Here is a 14688-nt window from a genome sequence, read left to right on the forward strand (position 1 = left end):
TGGACGGGTTTTTTATAATTACAGAATCAAATGCGTTCGTATTTTATCAATACTGCTCAATTCCATAAAATGATCATGCTCCAGACGATCCTCATGCTGCTCATGGCTCCACGTTACATAATAAGGAATATGTGCCGCAAAACCTCCAATCTCAAGTACCGGCAGAATATCTGATTGTATTGAATTTCCCAGCATAAGAAAATGTTCAGGCTTACAGTCAAGGTGTTTTAATAACTTCAGATAATCACTTTCCTTTTTATTGCTCATAATTTCTATATGATGGAAGTACTTCTCAAGACCTGAATTTTTAAGTTTACGCTCTTGGTCCAGCAGATCACCTTTAGTCGCTACAACCAGTCTGTATTTTCCTTTCAAAGCTTCCAATGTTTCAGTAACACCATCCAGTAATTCTATCGGTTTCTGTAGCAGCTCCTGACCGATTTCAATGGTTCTGTTGATCAGCTTCATAGAAGCGGCACCTCCCGAAACCCTGCTTACAGTTTCAATCATACAAAGCATAAAACCCTTTACGCCATATCCGTAGAGATGGATATTCTGCATTTCGGTGGCAAATAATTCCTGAGATACAGAATGCTGTGGCAGAGAATCTTCAAGAAGTACACAAAATTCTTTTTCTGCTGCCTGAAAATAAGGCTCATTGATCCAAAGGGTATCATCTGCATCAAAGGCAATGGTCGTTATTCGATTATTCATTTTACTTTTGTAATTTTCTCCGACAAAATTCACTATAAAAATTCAACCATAAAAGGACATTTGTCCCGGATAAGCTATGTTACGAACCAATCAGTTATTTTTAAACTATATAGAAGATCTTTATGAAAAGCAGGAGCCGAAAGAAGCTATTGTAATCAGGTCCTTTTCCAAAGGGGAAAGACTATTCACTCAGGATGAGAATCCCTCTAAAATATTATTGATAAAAGAAGGGATCACCAAATGTTTTTTCGTTGAAGAAAACGGTAAAGAATATATTGTAGAATTCCTGGGGAAAGGGGAGATTCTCGGAGAAATAGAACTGATCCGGAATATTCCCTGTTTATGCAGTATTGAAGCCGTAACCGATGGAAGTGTTTATTCCGTTTCAATACATTATTTCAGATCTTTGATCAAAAATGACCTCTCATTGAATAATCATCTGCTGGACGTTTTTGCCGAACGTATTGTTAATACCTCGAAAAGAGCATCCTATCAGCAATTATATGCTGCAGAACATACCCTGAACCAGCTTCTTGAACTGCAGGCGCAGCAGGAAATTGAGATTTCAAAAGAAGATATGGCTGCTTATCTGGGAATTACAGTGAGGAGTTTGAACCGGGCTTTAAAAAAGGTAGGGAAATAAAAAATAAGGTGTAATTTTTATACAGTAAATTATTAATAAAATTCTTGCGGATAAAAGGGTGATGTCCCTTATTTTTGTAGGTAAATAAAATCAGAGTCTTAAAAAATGGAAGAGATACAGTTCAGGAATGCAGACCTGAAAGATTTGGAAAAAATAGTGGCAATCTACAATTCTACGATCCCTTCAAGAATGGTAACGGCAGATACGGAAGATGTTTCTGTGGAAAGCAGGAAGCAATGGTTTAAGGAACATAATCCCGAAACAAGACCTCTTTGGGTGATTGAAGATCGTAGCAACGGAATAATAGGCTGGGTGAGCTTTTCTTCATTTTATGGAAGACCGGCTTACAACGGAACTGTAGAAATGAGTATTTATCTGGACGAAAGCTGCAGAGGAAAAGGAGTGGGTAAAAAAGTTCTTCAATATTGTATCGATAATGCCGAAAAACATGGGATTACAACTTTACTGGGATTTATTTTTCTGCATAACGAACCAAGCTTAAAACTCTTCAGGCACTTTGGATTTGAAGATTGGGGAACACTTCCGGATGTAGCAGTATTAGACGGAATAGAAAGAAGCTTAAAGATCCTGGGTAAAAGGATTGATAACAAATAAAAAGCGGCCTTACAAGGCCGCTTTTAGTATTATGAATGCTGCTTAATTCTCTTTGCAGACATATTTAAAAATCGTTTGACAAGGAAAAAGGCTGAAATAGTCAATCCTAATCCCAGAGCAATCCACATTCCAAAAGCACCCATTTCCATGGTAACACAGAAGAAATACCCTAAAGGAATGGTTATCACCCAATAGGCGACAAAAGTGTATATGGAAGGAATTTTCACATCCTGCATACCTCTCAGCATCCCTAAAGCCGTTACCTGAACTCCGTCAGAAAGCTGGAATAAAGCTGCGATGATCATTAGTTTTGAAGCCAGCATAATCACTTCTACCTCTTCTTTTTTAGTAAAGAAAGTAGGAAGGATATTTCTGCCTAAAATAAAGATAACCCCGCAGATGCACATGAAAATAAACGCGATCTTCAGATTGTTGATTCCCATTTTTCTCAGTTCCACAAAATTTTGCTCTCCCAGTTTTCTTCCAATCATTACGGTAGAAGCCACACTGAATCCAACACATAAATTGAAGGTAAATGATGCCATACTTAACGCAATCTGGTGAGAAGCGATATCATGCGCTGAAATCAGTCCGCAGATAAATGCAGCCCCTGCAAAAGCAGTTACTTCAAAAAACATTTGTAAGGCAGTAGGCAAGCCTAATCTTACCATTTTATCAAACATCTTTTTAGAAAATACCTGAATTTTTAAAGAGAAATCTTTAATGTACCGTCTGGTTTTTTCTTCTTTAACCAACACAAAATAAAGGAACACTACCATAAAGATTCTGGATATCAGGGTTGCTAACGCAGATCCTTTGACCCCCATCGGAGGAATACCCCAAAGTCCTTTGATGAAAACGTAGTTTAAAACAATATTAATAACGTTCGCAATGATCGTCGCTTTTGTTACCCCGATCGTATAAGATAATCCTTCAGAAACCTCCCTTAACGTCTGAAATGCCATAAAAGGAATCATACTGATCGCCATAATTCCCAGGAAATGTACGGTATCAGGAATAATTTTCGCCGGCTGCCCGGAATGATAGAGTAGAGGCAGTCCTAACAGCAGTATACTCATCAAAATAATCCCTACGGCCATATTGATGATGAATCCGTGGCTGAATACAGAATTGATGGTAGCGTGGTCATGCTTGGAATGCGCCTCGGAAACCAATGGTGGAATTGCAAAGGAAAATCCTAAAGCAAGGACAAACGTTGAGAAAAACACGGCATTTCCCAGGGAAACGGATGCCAACGCATCGGCACCCAGCATTTTTCCAACGATAATATTATCAAATAAGTTTACCGAAACCTGCCCCACCTGCGTAAGCATCACAGGAAGAGCCAAAGTAAGGCACTCTTTCGTATAGTTTTTATTTAAAAAATTCATGATGGCTCAAAAAAAAATTTGCAGTATAAAGTACTGCAAATTTTTTATAATTTATTTTAATTAATAATTAAATTACTTTCTTACAAAACTTGCAACATCCTCTTCGGAAACGGTATTTCCACCAAGGATAATTAATCTTTCAACAACATTTCTCAGTTCTCTGATATTTCCGGTCCAGGAAAGAGCTTTTAATGCTTCAACAGCTTTAGTATCAAATTTTTTCACAGCAGTACCGTGCTCATCAGCAATCATTCCCGAAAAATGATCAACCAATAATTTGATGTCTTCTTTTCTGTCGTCCAATGGCGGAACGTAGATTTCAATCACAGAAAGTCTGTGATAAAGGTCTTCTCTGAATTTTCCTTCTTCAATTTCCTTCTGCATGTTTTTGTTGGTTGCTGCAATTACTCTTACATCAACCTTTATTTCTTTATCACTTCCCACAGGAGAAACTTTGCTTTCTTGTAATGCTCTCAATACTTTAGCCTGAGCGATCAGACTCATATCTCCGATTTCATCCAGGAAAATAGTACCTCCGTTAGCCTGTTCGAATTTACCTTGCTTATCTTTAATTGCACCGGTAAAAGATCCTTTCACATGTCCGAAAAGTTCAGATTCAATCAATTCAGATGGAATCGCAGCACAGTTCACTTCAATCATCGGACCTCTTGAACGGTCACTCTGATTATGGATAGCGTGGGCTACCAGCTCTTTTCCGGCCCCGTTAGGTCCCGTAATCAAAACTCTGGCATCAGACACCGCAACTTTCTCAATCATATCCTGAATCTTCTGCAGAGCAGGAGAATCACCGATCATCTGATATTTTTTGCTCACCTTTTTCTTCAGCGTTTTGTTTTCCGTCTGAAGATTTTTGTTCTCTTTTTTCAACGTTTCTTTTACCAAAGCATTTTTTACACTGGTAATCAATCTGTTGATGTCGATTGGTTTTGAAATGAAGTCATATGCACCATCCCTTAAGCAGGAAACAGCAGAATCAATATCTGCGTGGCCTGAGATCATGATAAAAGTAGTTTCAGGTTTTAGAGCTAGAGTCTGTTTTAAAAGTTCAGTACCTGATAATTTAGGCATTTTTATGTCCGAGATCACTAATGCGAAATCTTCTTTTTCTAGCTGTTTGTAGCCTTCAAGGCCATCTTCTGCGATAACAAATTCATAGTCGGTAAGTTCATCAGAAAGAATGCTGTGTAATACTCCCGAAATTGCTTTTTCGTCTTCTACAATAAGGATTTTTTGCATAGTTGCAAATTTAGATTTTTTGATTCAATTATTAGCAAAAACTATACCTAAATGTTCTATTTTGAATAATCTCTTCTTCCGAAAATAGCAGAACCCACCCTTACGGAATTGGCACCACAGTCTATAGCAATGGGAAAATCGTCGCTCATTCCCATGGATAAGGTTTTTAATTCTTTTTTATGATTTAATTCATCAAACAGACTTTTCAGCACTGAAAATTCTTTACGAACCTGTTGTTCATCATCGGTAAATGTCGCCATTCCCATTAGTCCTGTAATTTCTACATCCGGGAAATTTCCATTGATGTATTGCTGGTAAAGATCTTTGGCTTCGGCAATTTCAAGCCCGAATTTGCTTTCCTCTTCAGCAATTTTTACCTGAAGCAGAACTTTGATTTTTCTGTTATGCTTATGGGATTCCTTATTAATTTCCAATAAAAGTTTTTCAGAATCCACACTTTGAATCGTATCGATAAATTCAGCGATGTATTTTACTTTATTCGTCTGAAGATGGCCGATTAAATGCCATTGGATATCTTTCGGAAGCAATGGATATTTCTCCATAAGCTCCTGAACTTTATTTTCTCCAAAAACCCTTTGCCCAAGCTCATAAACCTCCTGAATAGCTGAAACAGGATGGGTCTTGGAAACAGCAACCAATTCCACAGAGGATGGAAGCTGTTTTTTTATCGTATTGTAGTTTTCTGTAATCTCCATACCTGCAAATTTCTGAATTTTAAAAGCAAAAAACGAATGATTTATAAAATTTTAAAGCAGGTATTATTCTTAATTAGAAAGGAGCTCGACAGACGTTTCGACTCCGGCCAGCATGAATTTCATTATTAAAATTGTCCTGCCAATCGGGGTCGAAATGTTTTATGTTCCTAAATAAGTTTAGGTTTCAGAGTGAATGCTTACAATGTATTGATATTGAATTATTGTTGAAGCATTTTAAATCAGATTAATTCAAAATCTCGTTGATTTTTGGATACTGGGAGATCTTACGGAAAACAAATTTGTTGCTTTTCTGTAATTTGTCAATAAACAATTCCAGCTCATTGATAGAATCAGAATCTGCTAAATATTGATCATGCGTAAGAAGCACCAGATGTCTTGATGTTTTTTCCAGGTCATTGAAAAAAATGCTGTCTACTTTTTTCAGCATTGCTTCATGGTTTCCTTTCAGGGCCATTTTATTGGTAGGTTTCCATTCAAGATCCCATCCGATCACTTTATATCCAGCTTTTTTAAGGCTGTTGGCTGCATTGGTAGAGCTTTTAATATCAGTTGCATTGATATTGTTAAGCCTCCAGATGTTTCTTCCGGGAGTTCTTGCAATTTTATCCGCCAATTTCAGGCTGTCTTTGGCGATATCAAAATCACGGACTACGGCATTGGAATCTTTATAAAATTCTGTGTATTTATTGTGGGCGTGGGTAAAACTGTGATTAGCCAGCTCAATCAGGGGATTTTGTCTTAAAAGCTCAAGATCATTTTTTTGTTTTCTACTTCCATAGACATGTTTTCCTACGAGGAAGGCTGTGGCGCAAACATTTTTTTTACTTAAAACTTTTATAAGATTTTCGGTACCTTGATTAGGACCGTCATCGAATGTAAGATAAATAACTCTTTTATCTGTTTCTACATTTTCATTATCAATACTGGAGGTTGGTTTTGCGTCGGGATATTCTTGCGAAATCATCTTTTCAGACTCTTTCTTATCTTTTACATCATGGCAACTGTTGAATGAAATTGAAGCTGCACTCATCAATGCAAGCATCCCAAGAAAAGTCATGTTTTTTGACTTTCCCGCAAAGTTTTTTCTCATAGTAAGGTAATGGGAATTTAAATAGTTAAAAATAGTTAAAATTTACGGATTAATGTTAACAAAATTTATGCCATTGCCTGATGTATTTTTGCTTTTTAAGGAGATTTTAATACGCTTATTTTGAGGGTTGTTTTTCAAGTTGGTAAGAGCTGGTTAATTATGAGTTTGATTCTTCATATCTTAACATTTATCAATGTAAAAAACTTCCGTTTTTGAGTTTTTTATTACATTTATTTTTATTTCAGAAAGTAAAAATTATTTTAAACTTTACTCCCGCGACATTGATATATTTGTCATTTATTCTACATGAAGGAGAATTACATGGCATATATAAGCATACCTTTTACTTCAAAATACTTTTTAAATACAGTGCATTTTTAATCGCAGCAGTTCCCCAGGTATTATTAAAGAATATAAATGTTTTCTTGTGTGACGTCCTGATCTTTTCTGCCAATGCATCAATAAATTCCTCAGAATATTCTGATTTGTAAAGAACAGGTTTTCCGTGGAGTCTGTAATAGAATATTTCCGAATGATTGATGATCACCTCTTCAGGAAGGTTTCCCGGAAAGCTGACTCCGGAGAAAACAATGTTATTCTGTTGTAAGACTTCAAAAATTTCACTGCGCCACCAGGATTCGTGACGGAATTCTACGACATTTAGAAAATTGAAATCCATATTGCTCAAAACCCGTTCAAGATTTTCCTCCGTATTTTTAAAAGATGGAGGCAGTTGGTATAAGAATCCGGCTAATTTTTCTTTGAGATGGGAATGAATATGCCTGCAAAATTCTGTGATTTCCTCTTTGCAGTTTTCAAGACGCTTTTCATGGGAAATCGCCTTTGGTATTTTAATGAAAAATTTAAAATCATCAGGAGTTTCATCATGCCATCTCAAAAGCGTTTTAGCGGTTGGCTTCCTGTAAAATGTAGAATTGATTTCCACCGAGTTGAATTCCTCGGAATATAACGTAAGAAAGTCCTTATTTTGGGCTTCTTGAGGGTATAAAGACCCTTTCCAGTCAGTATTATAAAATCCCGAGCACCCAATGTAAAGACTTTCTTTTATCATAACTTTTGTTTATCTGATTATTGTATATTCAAATCCACAGAATTTAATCTGAGTGAATTTAAGATCACAGATAATGAGCTTACACTCATGGCAGCAGCGGCAATCATCGGTGATAATAGAATTCCAAAAAATGGATACAATAATCCTGCCGCAATAGGAATTCCCAGCACATTATAGATGAATGCAAAAAACAGGTTTTCCTTAATGTTTTTCAGCAGTTTCTCACTAAGTAGTTTTGCTTTTGCAACGCCTAAAATATCTCCTTTCAATAAAGTGATAGCAGCACTTTCAATCGCAACATCCGTTCCGGTTCCCATGGCAATTCCTACATTGGCTTGTGCCAGAGCAGGGGAGTCGTTGATTCCGTCTCCGGTCATGGCAACAATCTTGCCTTCTTTCTGAAGTTTTTTCACTTCATTGAGTTTGTCTTCCGGAAGACAGTTGGCTTTATAATGCCGTATTCCCAATTCATCAGCAACGGCTTTTGCGGTATGCTCATTATCGCCGGTCATCATGACGATATCAATTCCATCCTTCATCAGATGCTCAACTGCTTTTTTAGAACTTTCTTTAATCTTATCGGTAAAACTGATGAATCCTAAAACCGTATTATCCTGGGCGATATAAGAAATGGTATGAGCTTTAGACTGTATTTCAACTGCTTTCTGTTTTATATGATCAGGGATTGATATCTGGTGGGAAGACAGCAGGCTTTCATTTCCTACATACACTGTTTTCCCATTGATGTTTCCTTTAACACCTTTTCCTGAAATATTTTCAAAATCCGTGACTTTTTCGCCTGATAACTTCTGTTCTTTGGCTTTTTTGATCACTGCATTGGATAAAGGATGTTCAGAATTTTGATTCAATGAAAAAGCTAACTGCAACATCAGATTCTGGTCTGCTCCATCTACTGATTCTATGTGTTCCAGTGAAGGTTTTCCTTCTGTTAAGGTTCCTGTTTTATCTGTAATCAGCACATTCACTTTGTGCATTTCTTCAAGGGCTTCTGCATTTTTAATAAGGATGCCGTTTTTGGCACCTTTTCCGATCCCAACCATTAATGACATTGGAGTCGCTAAGCCCAGGGCACAGGGACAGGCTACAATTAAAACCGCCACAGCATTGATGAAAGCAAATAATGATTTTTTACCTTCAGGACCGAATAGCTGCCATGAAATAAAGGTAAGGATGGCAATAACAATCACTGTCGGTACAAAAACTTTAGCGACTTTATCCGTTAATTTTTGAATCGGTGCTCTGCTTCGGCTGGCTTCATTCACCATTTTGATGATTTTCGAAAGCAGGGTTTCATCACCTACTTTTTCAGCCTTCATCATAAACACCTGATTTCCGTTAATCGTTCCGGAAGAAACTTTATCATCAACATTTTTCTCCACCGGAATAGGTTCTCCGGTAATCATACTTTCGTCTACGACTGAGTTTCCTTCAATAATCTTTCCGTCAACCGGAATTTTTTCACCCGGTTTTACTTTTAATAGATCTCCGATTTTAACCTGGGAAAGCAGTACTTTTTTTTCTTCTCCATTGACGATAAGATTGGCTTCATCAGGAGAAAGGTTCATTAATTCTTTGATGGCATTTCCTGTTTTCTTATGAGCTGCAGCCTCCATAAGCTGTCCTAAAATGACAAGGGTCAGAATCACGCATATCGCTTCAAAATACAACGGGATTTCGTGGTTGTGGCCTCTGATTTCATGCGGAATAAGATCCGGGAAAACCAAGGCGGCAAGGCTGAATATGAATGCAGCTGCAACTCCTAAAGCAATCAGACTGAACATATTCAGGTTCCATGTTTTGAATGAAATCCAGCCTCTTTTGAGCAAAAACCAGCCGGAAAAAAACAAAACAGGAAGGGTTAAAGCTAATTCAATAATTCCCTGTATGTTGTTAGAGAATGGGAAATTAATAAACATTCCTCCCATAGAAAGAATAAAAACAGGGATGGTAAATGCTAAGGAAATAATGAATTTTCTTTTTAAAATAGAGTAGGTTTCATCTTCTTCCTCGCCTTCACTGTCAGGCATTCTTACCAGATCCATTCCACAGATTGGACAGTCTCCCGGTTCATCTTTAATGATTTCCGGGTGCATGGGGCAGCTGTATTTTGCAGTTTTCTTTTCCGGATATTTTACAAGGTCCATTCCGCAGACGGGACAACCTACGTTGCTGTCATACGTTTTGTCGCCTTCGCAGTACATCGGACAGTAATATTTTCCGGCCATATCATCAGTAACTTTAGGCGCTTCATGATGATGGCTGTGGTCATGGGAATGATGATGATGTTGATGTGTTGCAGCGTTTTTAGCAAGATCTTCGGTGATTTCTTCTAAATGCATATGACAGACAGGGCAGTCTCTTTTTTCGTCATATACCGTATCTCCCTCACAAAACATCGGACAGTAATATTTTCCGATACTGTCTTTAAAATTTTCCGGTAAGTTTGTTGAAGAGAATGTGGGTTTATGATTAGGGTCTTTCGCATGTTTTTCCTCGATCGGAACTAAATACATATTGCAGACCGGACATCTCTCGCCTTGCTTAAAATAGACTTTATCCCCTTCACACTCCATTGGGCAATAATAGACCGAAGACGGAGAAACTCGGTCCTGAGGCTTTATGAAGTTTTTTTCGGGCGTATTAGGATCTTCCAATCTGTATTTTCCAATTTCTTCTAAGGCTTTATTGAGAGCATTTATTTCTATTTCTTTGTCAGAAGTGATTGTTGCCGTGCTGTTTTCCAGATTAATATCGGCTTTTATCCCTTGAATGCTGTTCAGTTTTTCAGAAATTTTCTTTTGACAGCCGGAGCAGGTCATTCCCAGTACTTTAAAAGTTCTTTCATGGCTGTTGGGATCTTCCAATCTGTATTTTCCAATTTCTGCTAAAGCTTTATTAAGAATACTTACTTCTATTTCTTTGTCAGAGGTAATGGTTGCGGTGCTGTTTTCCAGATTAATATCGGCTTTTAGACCTTCAATGCTGTTCAGCTTCTCAGAAATTTTTTTCTGACAACCGGAGCAGGTCATTCCGAGTATATTATATTGACGTTCCATAATCCTAAATTTATACTACAAATTTCATCAATGAAAATGTAAGGCTGTTATAAATTTAAGGATAATAGTTATAGAATTTGGTTGGTGGCTGATGAAAGGCAGAAAGGACCTAAAGACTGTCTAAAGGTTTTCTGTTGTGAATCTTCAGCTTTTTAAATTCAGTAGGAGTGAAGCCGGTGCTGTTTTTGAACTGTGAAGAAAGGTGCTGTACACTTTTATAACCCAATTTCCCTGCAATTTCAGTAAGGGTAAATTCATTGTACAAAAGCAATTCTTTTACTTTTTCAATCTTCTGAAGGATGAAAAACTGCTCTAGGGTAATATTTTCATTTTGGGAGAACAGTTTTGAAAGGGAGCTGTAATCCTTGTGAAGTTTTGATGTTAAAAATTCGGAAAGCAGGAAGTTTTCATCAATATCCTGTTCGGTTATTTTCAGGATAATCAGATTTTTTATTTTTTCAATAAGCTGATGGGAAGAATCTTTTATTCTTTCAAAACCCGTTTCTTCCAATTGTTTTTCGATGGCCAGAAGATGATCTTCAGAAATCTCGGATTCGAGTTCTATTTCACCCAGGCGGATGGATTTTACTTTGATATCAGCTTCGCTGAAAATATTTTCTACAGCCGAAATACATCTGCCGCAGACCATATTTTTTATAAAGACTTTCATGATTTATTGAGTCTGTCTTTCACAAATTCAACCTGTGTTTTTCCATGGGGAGCCGGGTTTCCTTCTTCATCTAAATTGACCATAACAATTTTATCAACTGTGATAATGCTTTGGTGGGTCATTTTATTTCTAACGTCACATTGTAGAGTGATAGAAGTAGAACCAAACTTAGAGACTTCGATTCCTATCTCAATAATGTCGCCCTGTTTGGCTGAGCTAACGAAATTGATTTCAGAAATAAATTTCGTAACTACCTTTGTGTTTTCCAGTTGAATAATAGCGTAAAGCGCTGCTTCTTCATCAATCCACTGTAAAAGTCTGCCTCCGAAAAGCGAATGGTTGGGATTTAAATCTTCTGGCTTTACCCATTTTCTGGTGTGATAATTCATAGGTCAATTATTTGTAATGCAAATTTAGCTTTTAAAACCGGCTTTATCAAGGGAATACCATTTAGTTATTTGAAGAAGATTATTTATTTTCTCAATCATTTTCTTTTGGATCGCATGGCTTTCACTTTAGTGATAGAACTGTTTTCCATGAATTTTTGATATTCTTCGCTTTCAACAGGAAAAACGGCCACTTTTCCTCCCGAATTATGATGAATGCCAAAACCATATCGTTTAGCCAGCGGGGAGGTGCGTAAACATGCCTGTCCTTTAGAAAAGAATTTTTCCCATTCTTCTTGTTTCTCGGTTTCAGTAATGTCATTTTTTATTGCATACCATTCAAAAATAATATCATCAGATGAAAAAATGTAAGGATTTTTGATGATCTTTTCATATTGAAAATCTGCTAATGTCTTTATCCCCTTTTCGGGTGGTATCTGTGCTTTGGAGACAGGGCAGTCTTCTGCTACTTCAATAAAAGTGTCGGTATAATTGGTGGTATGCTTCATGAAGGTGTTTTAGGGTTATATATTAAGGATAAGAATTTTTGTGTTTAGTATTTGGTATTTAGTTCTGAGATACCTTACTGCAATTATTTTTAAAATTAATATTATTTTGGCAATTTTAGAATTAATCTCTTTGCGGATTGGTGACTTCCTCTTTATATTCTAAAATATCACCAGGCTGGCAGTCTAAAGCTTTGCAAATCGCTTCAAGAGTACTGAAGCGTACTGCTTTTGCTTTCCCTGTTTTTAGTACAGAAAGATTGGAAATGGTGAGGTCCACTTTTTCGGAAAGTTCGTTCAATGACATTTTTCTTTTTGCCATGATCACATCTAAATTAACTATAATAGGCATAATTGATAAGTTAGTGGGTTTTTCTTTGAAAAATAAGAGAAATGAAAAGCAGGAGGCTGGATACAAAGCCCTGTAAATATAATCCGGAAGGAGTATTTGGCTATATTTAGGAGGTGTTGAGAGTATATTTGCATGTTAAATTTTTCTTAATTATTTTACAAATATCAGTAAATATTTATTCTTTATCAATAAATATTTACTTTTTTTCAATCTAAAATTTTCTCAAAACTTTGAAAGGCCATAAATACTTAAAAAAAATATTTTGATTTGATATTTTTAATTGTATCTTGCATACGTTTATATTTGGAATCAATATTTGTTCATTAATTTATGTTGCTTTTCTTTTATATACCAAATTTTTATTAATTTTTTAATTTTATTCAAAATGAACATTTTTGTTTCAAACATCAATTACGCAACTAAAGAATATGAGTTGCATGATCTATTCGCAGAATTTGGAGACGTATCATCAGCTAAAATCGTTACAGACAGAGAGACTGGTCGTTCCAGAGGATTTGGTTTTGTAGAAATGGGTGATGAAGAAGGAAAACAAGCTATTGAAGCTCTTAACGAAAAAGAATTCAACGGTAAGACACTTAACGTTTCTGAGGCTAAGCCAAGAGAAGAAAAACCAAGAAGAAGCTTCGACAACAACAGAAGTGGAGGTGGAAGTTATGGAAACAACCGTGGTGGCAACAACGGTGGCGGAGGTTACGGTAACAACCGTGGAAACGGCGGTGGAAATCGTTGGTAGAAAATATGAAGCGGCTTTTAAGCCGCTTTTTTTATGTAGTTATATTTCATTGACTTGTAAGGATTATTAAAAATACACTGTATTTTGGCATACTTTTAGGAATAATTTTAATTGTTAAAATTAATTACAATGAAAAAACTTTTATTAGCAATATGTGTAGTATTCGGCGGCGTGTTTTTGTTTGCACAGAATATTTATACCGGCCAGAATTTAGAACAAAACAGAAAATACTGGGCCAGTAACAGACAATATTATGTTACTTTTCAAAATGATGGAAATTTAGTCTTCAGCGACAGATCTGGAAGTTCATTATGGGATTCCCGTACTTCAAACAAAGGTTCGAGAGCCGTATTCCAGGATGATGGAAATTTGGTAGTATATGGATCTGGAAACAACGTGGTGTTCAGTACCAACACCAGTGGAAGAAGAGGGGACAAATTAACTGTTCAGGATGATGGTAATTTGGTGATCTATAGCGGTTCAAACCCTTTATGGTCTTCAAAAAGCAGTCCTTACAGCAATAATAACGGTTCATCTTCCAGAAGCGGTTCTGTAAATACCGGATATCAATTCAACAGAGGAAATAAAGTTTTCTCTTCTGACGGAAGATTTTACATTACATTCCAGCGTGACGGAAATCTGGTATTATGCAGAAGTAATGGTGATCCTATCTGGAGCAGCAGAACAGATAATAAAGGCAGCAGAGCGGAATTTCAGAACGATGGTAACCTTGTTGTATATGATTCTTACAATAGAGCATTATGGAGTTCAAATACTGTTAACAGAGGTGCTACAAAACTTACTGTTCAAAATGATGGGAACTTGGTAATTTATGACAGATATTCATCTCCAATCTGGAGTTCAAACAGTCAGCAATAATCTAAGTTTACGATAAAATACAAAAGCATTACGTTCCGTAATGCTTTTTTTATGTTGTTATTCTTTCTTCTTTTTCTTCTTCTTTTCTTTTTTGTCTTTCATATCTTTAGGTTTCTTATCCTTTTTTGGATTTAGAATTTCTTCTGCAATTTCCAGTTTCGGAGCTTTTGCTTTTACTGGTTTTACTTCTATTTTAAGGTCAAAATAGCTTTTTAAATCATCCTGGGAAATTAATTTATCATTGATTAAAAAAGTCAGAATTTCTTTACCCGAGTTGTCGAAAAAATTATGGGAAAGTTCTCTCAATAAAAATTTTCTGTACTCCTGAAATGGAACAATGACGGTATATTTAAAGATTCTTCCTTCTTTCTCAGTAGACAGATAGCCTTTTTCAACAAGTATTTTCAGATAGGTAGATACGGTGTTCTGGTGTGGTTTCGGTTCGGGATGCTGCTCCATAATGTCCTTTAAATAAAAGGAATCCAGCTTCCAAAACAGCTTCATAAAATTTTCTTCCGCTGCGGTAAGATGATTAATTTTCATAT

At 36.4% G+C, this 14688-nt stretch carries 16 protein-coding genes; 4 read left to right on the forward strand and 12 right to left on the reverse strand.

Annotated elements, in window-relative coordinates; all coding sequences use genetic code 11:
- Positions 1-18: 18 nt before the first annotated feature.
- Positions 19-714 (reverse strand): HAD family hydrolase, encoded by a 696-nt coding sequence (locus tag IW15_RS18720; RefSeq protein WP_034714764.1) that lies wholly within the window; start codon positions 712-714, stop codon positions 19-21.
- 76 nt (positions 715-790) lie between these two features.
- On the opposite strand from IW15_RS18720, the gene IW15_RS18725 reads away from it, so the two are divergent.
- Together IW15_RS18725 and IW15_RS18730 are read left to right on the forward strand one after the other, a co-directional pair.
- Positions 791-1357 (forward strand): Crp/Fnr family transcriptional regulator, encoded by a 567-nt coding sequence (locus IW15_RS18725; RefSeq protein WP_034714504.1) that lies wholly within the window; start codon positions 791-793, stop codon positions 1355-1357.
- A gap of 105 nt (positions 1358-1462) precedes the next feature.
- Positions 1463-1972: a GNAT family N-acetyltransferase gene (locus IW15_RS18730; protein WP_034714507.1), complete on the forward strand. Its 510-nt coding sequence runs from the start codon at positions 1463-1465 to the stop codon at positions 1970-1972.
- A 29-nt stretch (positions 1973-2001) separates the two neighbouring features.
- Here the strand turns inward: IW15_RS18730 and IW15_RS18735 are convergent, their stop codons facing one another.
- The 10 genes from IW15_RS18735 to IW15_RS18780 form a co-directional block, all read right to left on the reverse strand.
- On the reverse strand, positions 2002-3363 hold the full coding sequence (locus IW15_RS18735) for an MATE family efflux transporter (protein ID WP_034714510.1): 1362 nt from the start codon (positions 3361-3363) through the stop codon (positions 2002-2004).
- A 72-nt stretch (positions 3364-3435) separates the two neighbouring features.
- Positions 3436-4620 carry a sigma-54-dependent transcriptional regulator gene (locus tag IW15_RS18740; protein WP_034714512.1) on the reverse strand — a complete coding sequence of 395 codons (1185 nt, stop codon included), beginning with the start codon at positions 4618-4620 and terminating at the stop codon, positions 3436-3438.
- 56 nt (positions 4621-4676) lie between these two features.
- On the reverse strand, positions 4677-5336 hold the full coding sequence (locus IW15_RS18745; protein ID WP_034714514.1) for a YggS family pyridoxal phosphate-dependent enzyme: 660 nt from the start codon (positions 5334-5336) through the stop codon (positions 4677-4679).
- A 244-nt stretch (positions 5337-5580) separates the two neighbouring features.
- Positions 5581-6447, reverse strand: coding sequence for a polysaccharide deacetylase family protein (locus IW15_RS18750; protein WP_034714516.1), 867 nt, complete (start codon positions 6445-6447; stop codon positions 5581-5583).
- 343 nt (positions 6448-6790) lie between these two features.
- Entirely contained in the window at positions 6791-7519 is a 729-nt protein-coding gene (locus IW15_RS18755; protein WP_034714518.1) for a DUF72 domain-containing protein, read from the reverse strand.
- A 17-nt stretch (positions 7520-7536) separates the two neighbouring features.
- Positions 7537-10596, reverse strand: a complete 3060-nt coding sequence (locus IW15_RS18760) for a heavy metal translocating P-type ATPase (RefSeq protein WP_034714520.1) — start codon at positions 10594-10596, stop codon at positions 7537-7539.
- A gap of 109 nt (positions 10597-10705) precedes the next feature.
- Entirely contained in the window at positions 10706-11266 is a 561-nt protein-coding gene (locus IW15_RS18765) for a helix-turn-helix domain-containing protein (RefSeq protein ID WP_034714522.1), read from the reverse strand.
- Complete coding sequence (locus tag IW15_RS18770; protein ID WP_034714524.1) at positions 11263-11655, reverse strand: acyl-CoA thioesterase; 393 nt, start codon at positions 11653-11655, stop codon at positions 11263-11265. The genes IW15_RS18765 and IW15_RS18770 overlap by 4 nt, the downstream gene beginning before the upstream one ends.
- Before the next feature lie 95 nt (positions 11656-11750).
- Complete coding sequence (locus tag IW15_RS18775) at positions 11751-12161, reverse strand: DUF6157 family protein (protein WP_034714526.1); 411 nt, start codon at positions 12159-12161, stop codon at positions 11751-11753.
- A 121-nt stretch (positions 12162-12282) separates the two neighbouring features.
- Entirely contained in the window at positions 12283-12510 is a 228-nt protein-coding gene (locus tag IW15_RS18780) for a helix-turn-helix domain-containing protein (protein WP_034714527.1), read from the reverse strand.
- A 385-nt stretch (positions 12511-12895) separates the two neighbouring features.
- Between IW15_RS18780 and IW15_RS18785 the strand changes: the two genes are divergently transcribed.
- Entirely contained in the window at positions 12896-13264 is a 369-nt protein-coding gene (locus tag IW15_RS18785; RefSeq protein WP_034714529.1) for an RNA recognition motif domain-containing protein, read from the forward strand.
- Positions 13265-13393: 129 nt separating this feature from the next.
- A complete protein-coding gene (locus IW15_RS18790) occupies positions 13394-14143 on the forward strand; it encodes a PQQ-binding-like beta-propeller repeat protein (protein WP_051882213.1) in 750 nt (249 codons plus the stop codon).
- Positions 14144-14200: 57 nt separating this feature from the next.
- Here the strand turns inward: IW15_RS18790 and IW15_RS18795 are convergent, their stop codons facing one another.
- The gene (locus tag IW15_RS18795; protein ID WP_034714531.1) at positions 14201-14686 is read right to left on the reverse strand and encodes a BlaI/MecI/CopY family transcriptional regulator; all 486 of its coding nucleotides are present in this window, start codon (positions 14684-14686) and stop codon (positions 14201-14203) included.
- Positions 14687-14688 lie beyond the last annotated feature (2 nt).

It is taken from the genome of Chryseobacterium soli, assembly GCF_000737705.1.
Taxonomy (GTDB): Bacteria; Bacteroidota; Bacteroidia; order Flavobacteriales; family Weeksellaceae; genus Chryseobacterium; species Chryseobacterium soli.

What these genes read in the sequence shown, in the direction of transcription:
- IW15_RS18720 (WP_034714764.1), bottom strand. Translation starts at nt 714, where the DNA reads ATGAATAATCGAATAACGACCATTGCCTTTGATGCAGATGATACCCTT.
- IW15_RS18725 (WP_034714504.1), top strand. Translation starts at nt 791, where the DNA reads ATGTTACGAACCAATCAGTTATTTTTAAACTATATAGAAGATCTTTAT.
- IW15_RS18730 (WP_034714507.1), top strand. Translation starts at nt 1,463, where the DNA reads ATGGAAGAGATACAGTTCAGGAATGCAGACCTGAAAGATTTGGAAAAA.
- IW15_RS18735 (WP_034714510.1), bottom strand. Translation starts at nt 3,363, where the DNA reads ATGAATTTTTTAAATAAAAACTATACGAAAGAGTGCCTTACTTTGGCT.
- IW15_RS18740 (WP_034714512.1), bottom strand. Translation starts at nt 4,620, where the DNA reads ATGCAAAAAATCCTTATTGTAGAAGACGAAAAAGCAATTTCGGGAGTA.
- IW15_RS18745 (WP_034714514.1), bottom strand. Translation starts at nt 5,336, where the DNA reads ATGGAGATTACAGAAAACTACAATACGATAAAAAAACAGCTTCCATCC.
- IW15_RS18750 (WP_034714516.1), bottom strand. Translation starts at nt 6,447, where the DNA reads ATGAGAAAAAACTTTGCGGGAAAGTCAAAAAACATGACTTTTCTTGGG.
- IW15_RS18755 (WP_034714518.1), bottom strand. Translation starts at nt 7,519, where the DNA reads ATGATAAAAGAAAGTCTTTACATTGGGTGCTCGGGATTTTATAATACT.
- IW15_RS18760 (WP_034714520.1), bottom strand. Translation starts at nt 10,596, where the DNA reads ATGGAACGTCAATATAATATACTCGGAATGACCTGCTCCGGTTGTCAG.
- IW15_RS18765 (WP_034714522.1), bottom strand. Translation starts at nt 11,266, where the DNA reads ATGAAAGTCTTTATAAAAAATATGGTCTGCGGCAGATGTATTTCGGCT.
- IW15_RS18770 (WP_034714524.1), bottom strand. Translation starts at nt 11,655, where the DNA reads ATGAATTATCACACCAGAAAATGGGTAAAGCCAGAAGATTTAAATCCC.
- IW15_RS18775 (WP_034714526.1), bottom strand. Translation starts at nt 12,161, where the DNA reads ATGAAGCATACCACCAATTATACCGACACTTTTATTGAAGTAGCAGAA.
- IW15_RS18780 (WP_034714527.1), bottom strand. Translation starts at nt 12,510, where the DNA reads ATGCCTATTATAGTTAATTTAGATGTGATCATGGCAAAAAGAAAAATG.
- IW15_RS18785 (WP_034714529.1), top strand. Translation starts at nt 12,896, where the DNA reads ATGAACATTTTTGTTTCAAACATCAATTACGCAACTAAAGAATATGAG.
- IW15_RS18790 (WP_051882213.1), top strand. Translation starts at nt 13,394, where the DNA reads ATGAAAAAACTTTTATTAGCAATATGTGTAGTATTCGGCGGCGTGTTT.
- IW15_RS18795 (WP_034714531.1), bottom strand. Translation starts at nt 14,686, where the DNA reads ATGAAAATTAATCATCTTACCGCAGCGGAAGAAAATTTTATGAAGCTG.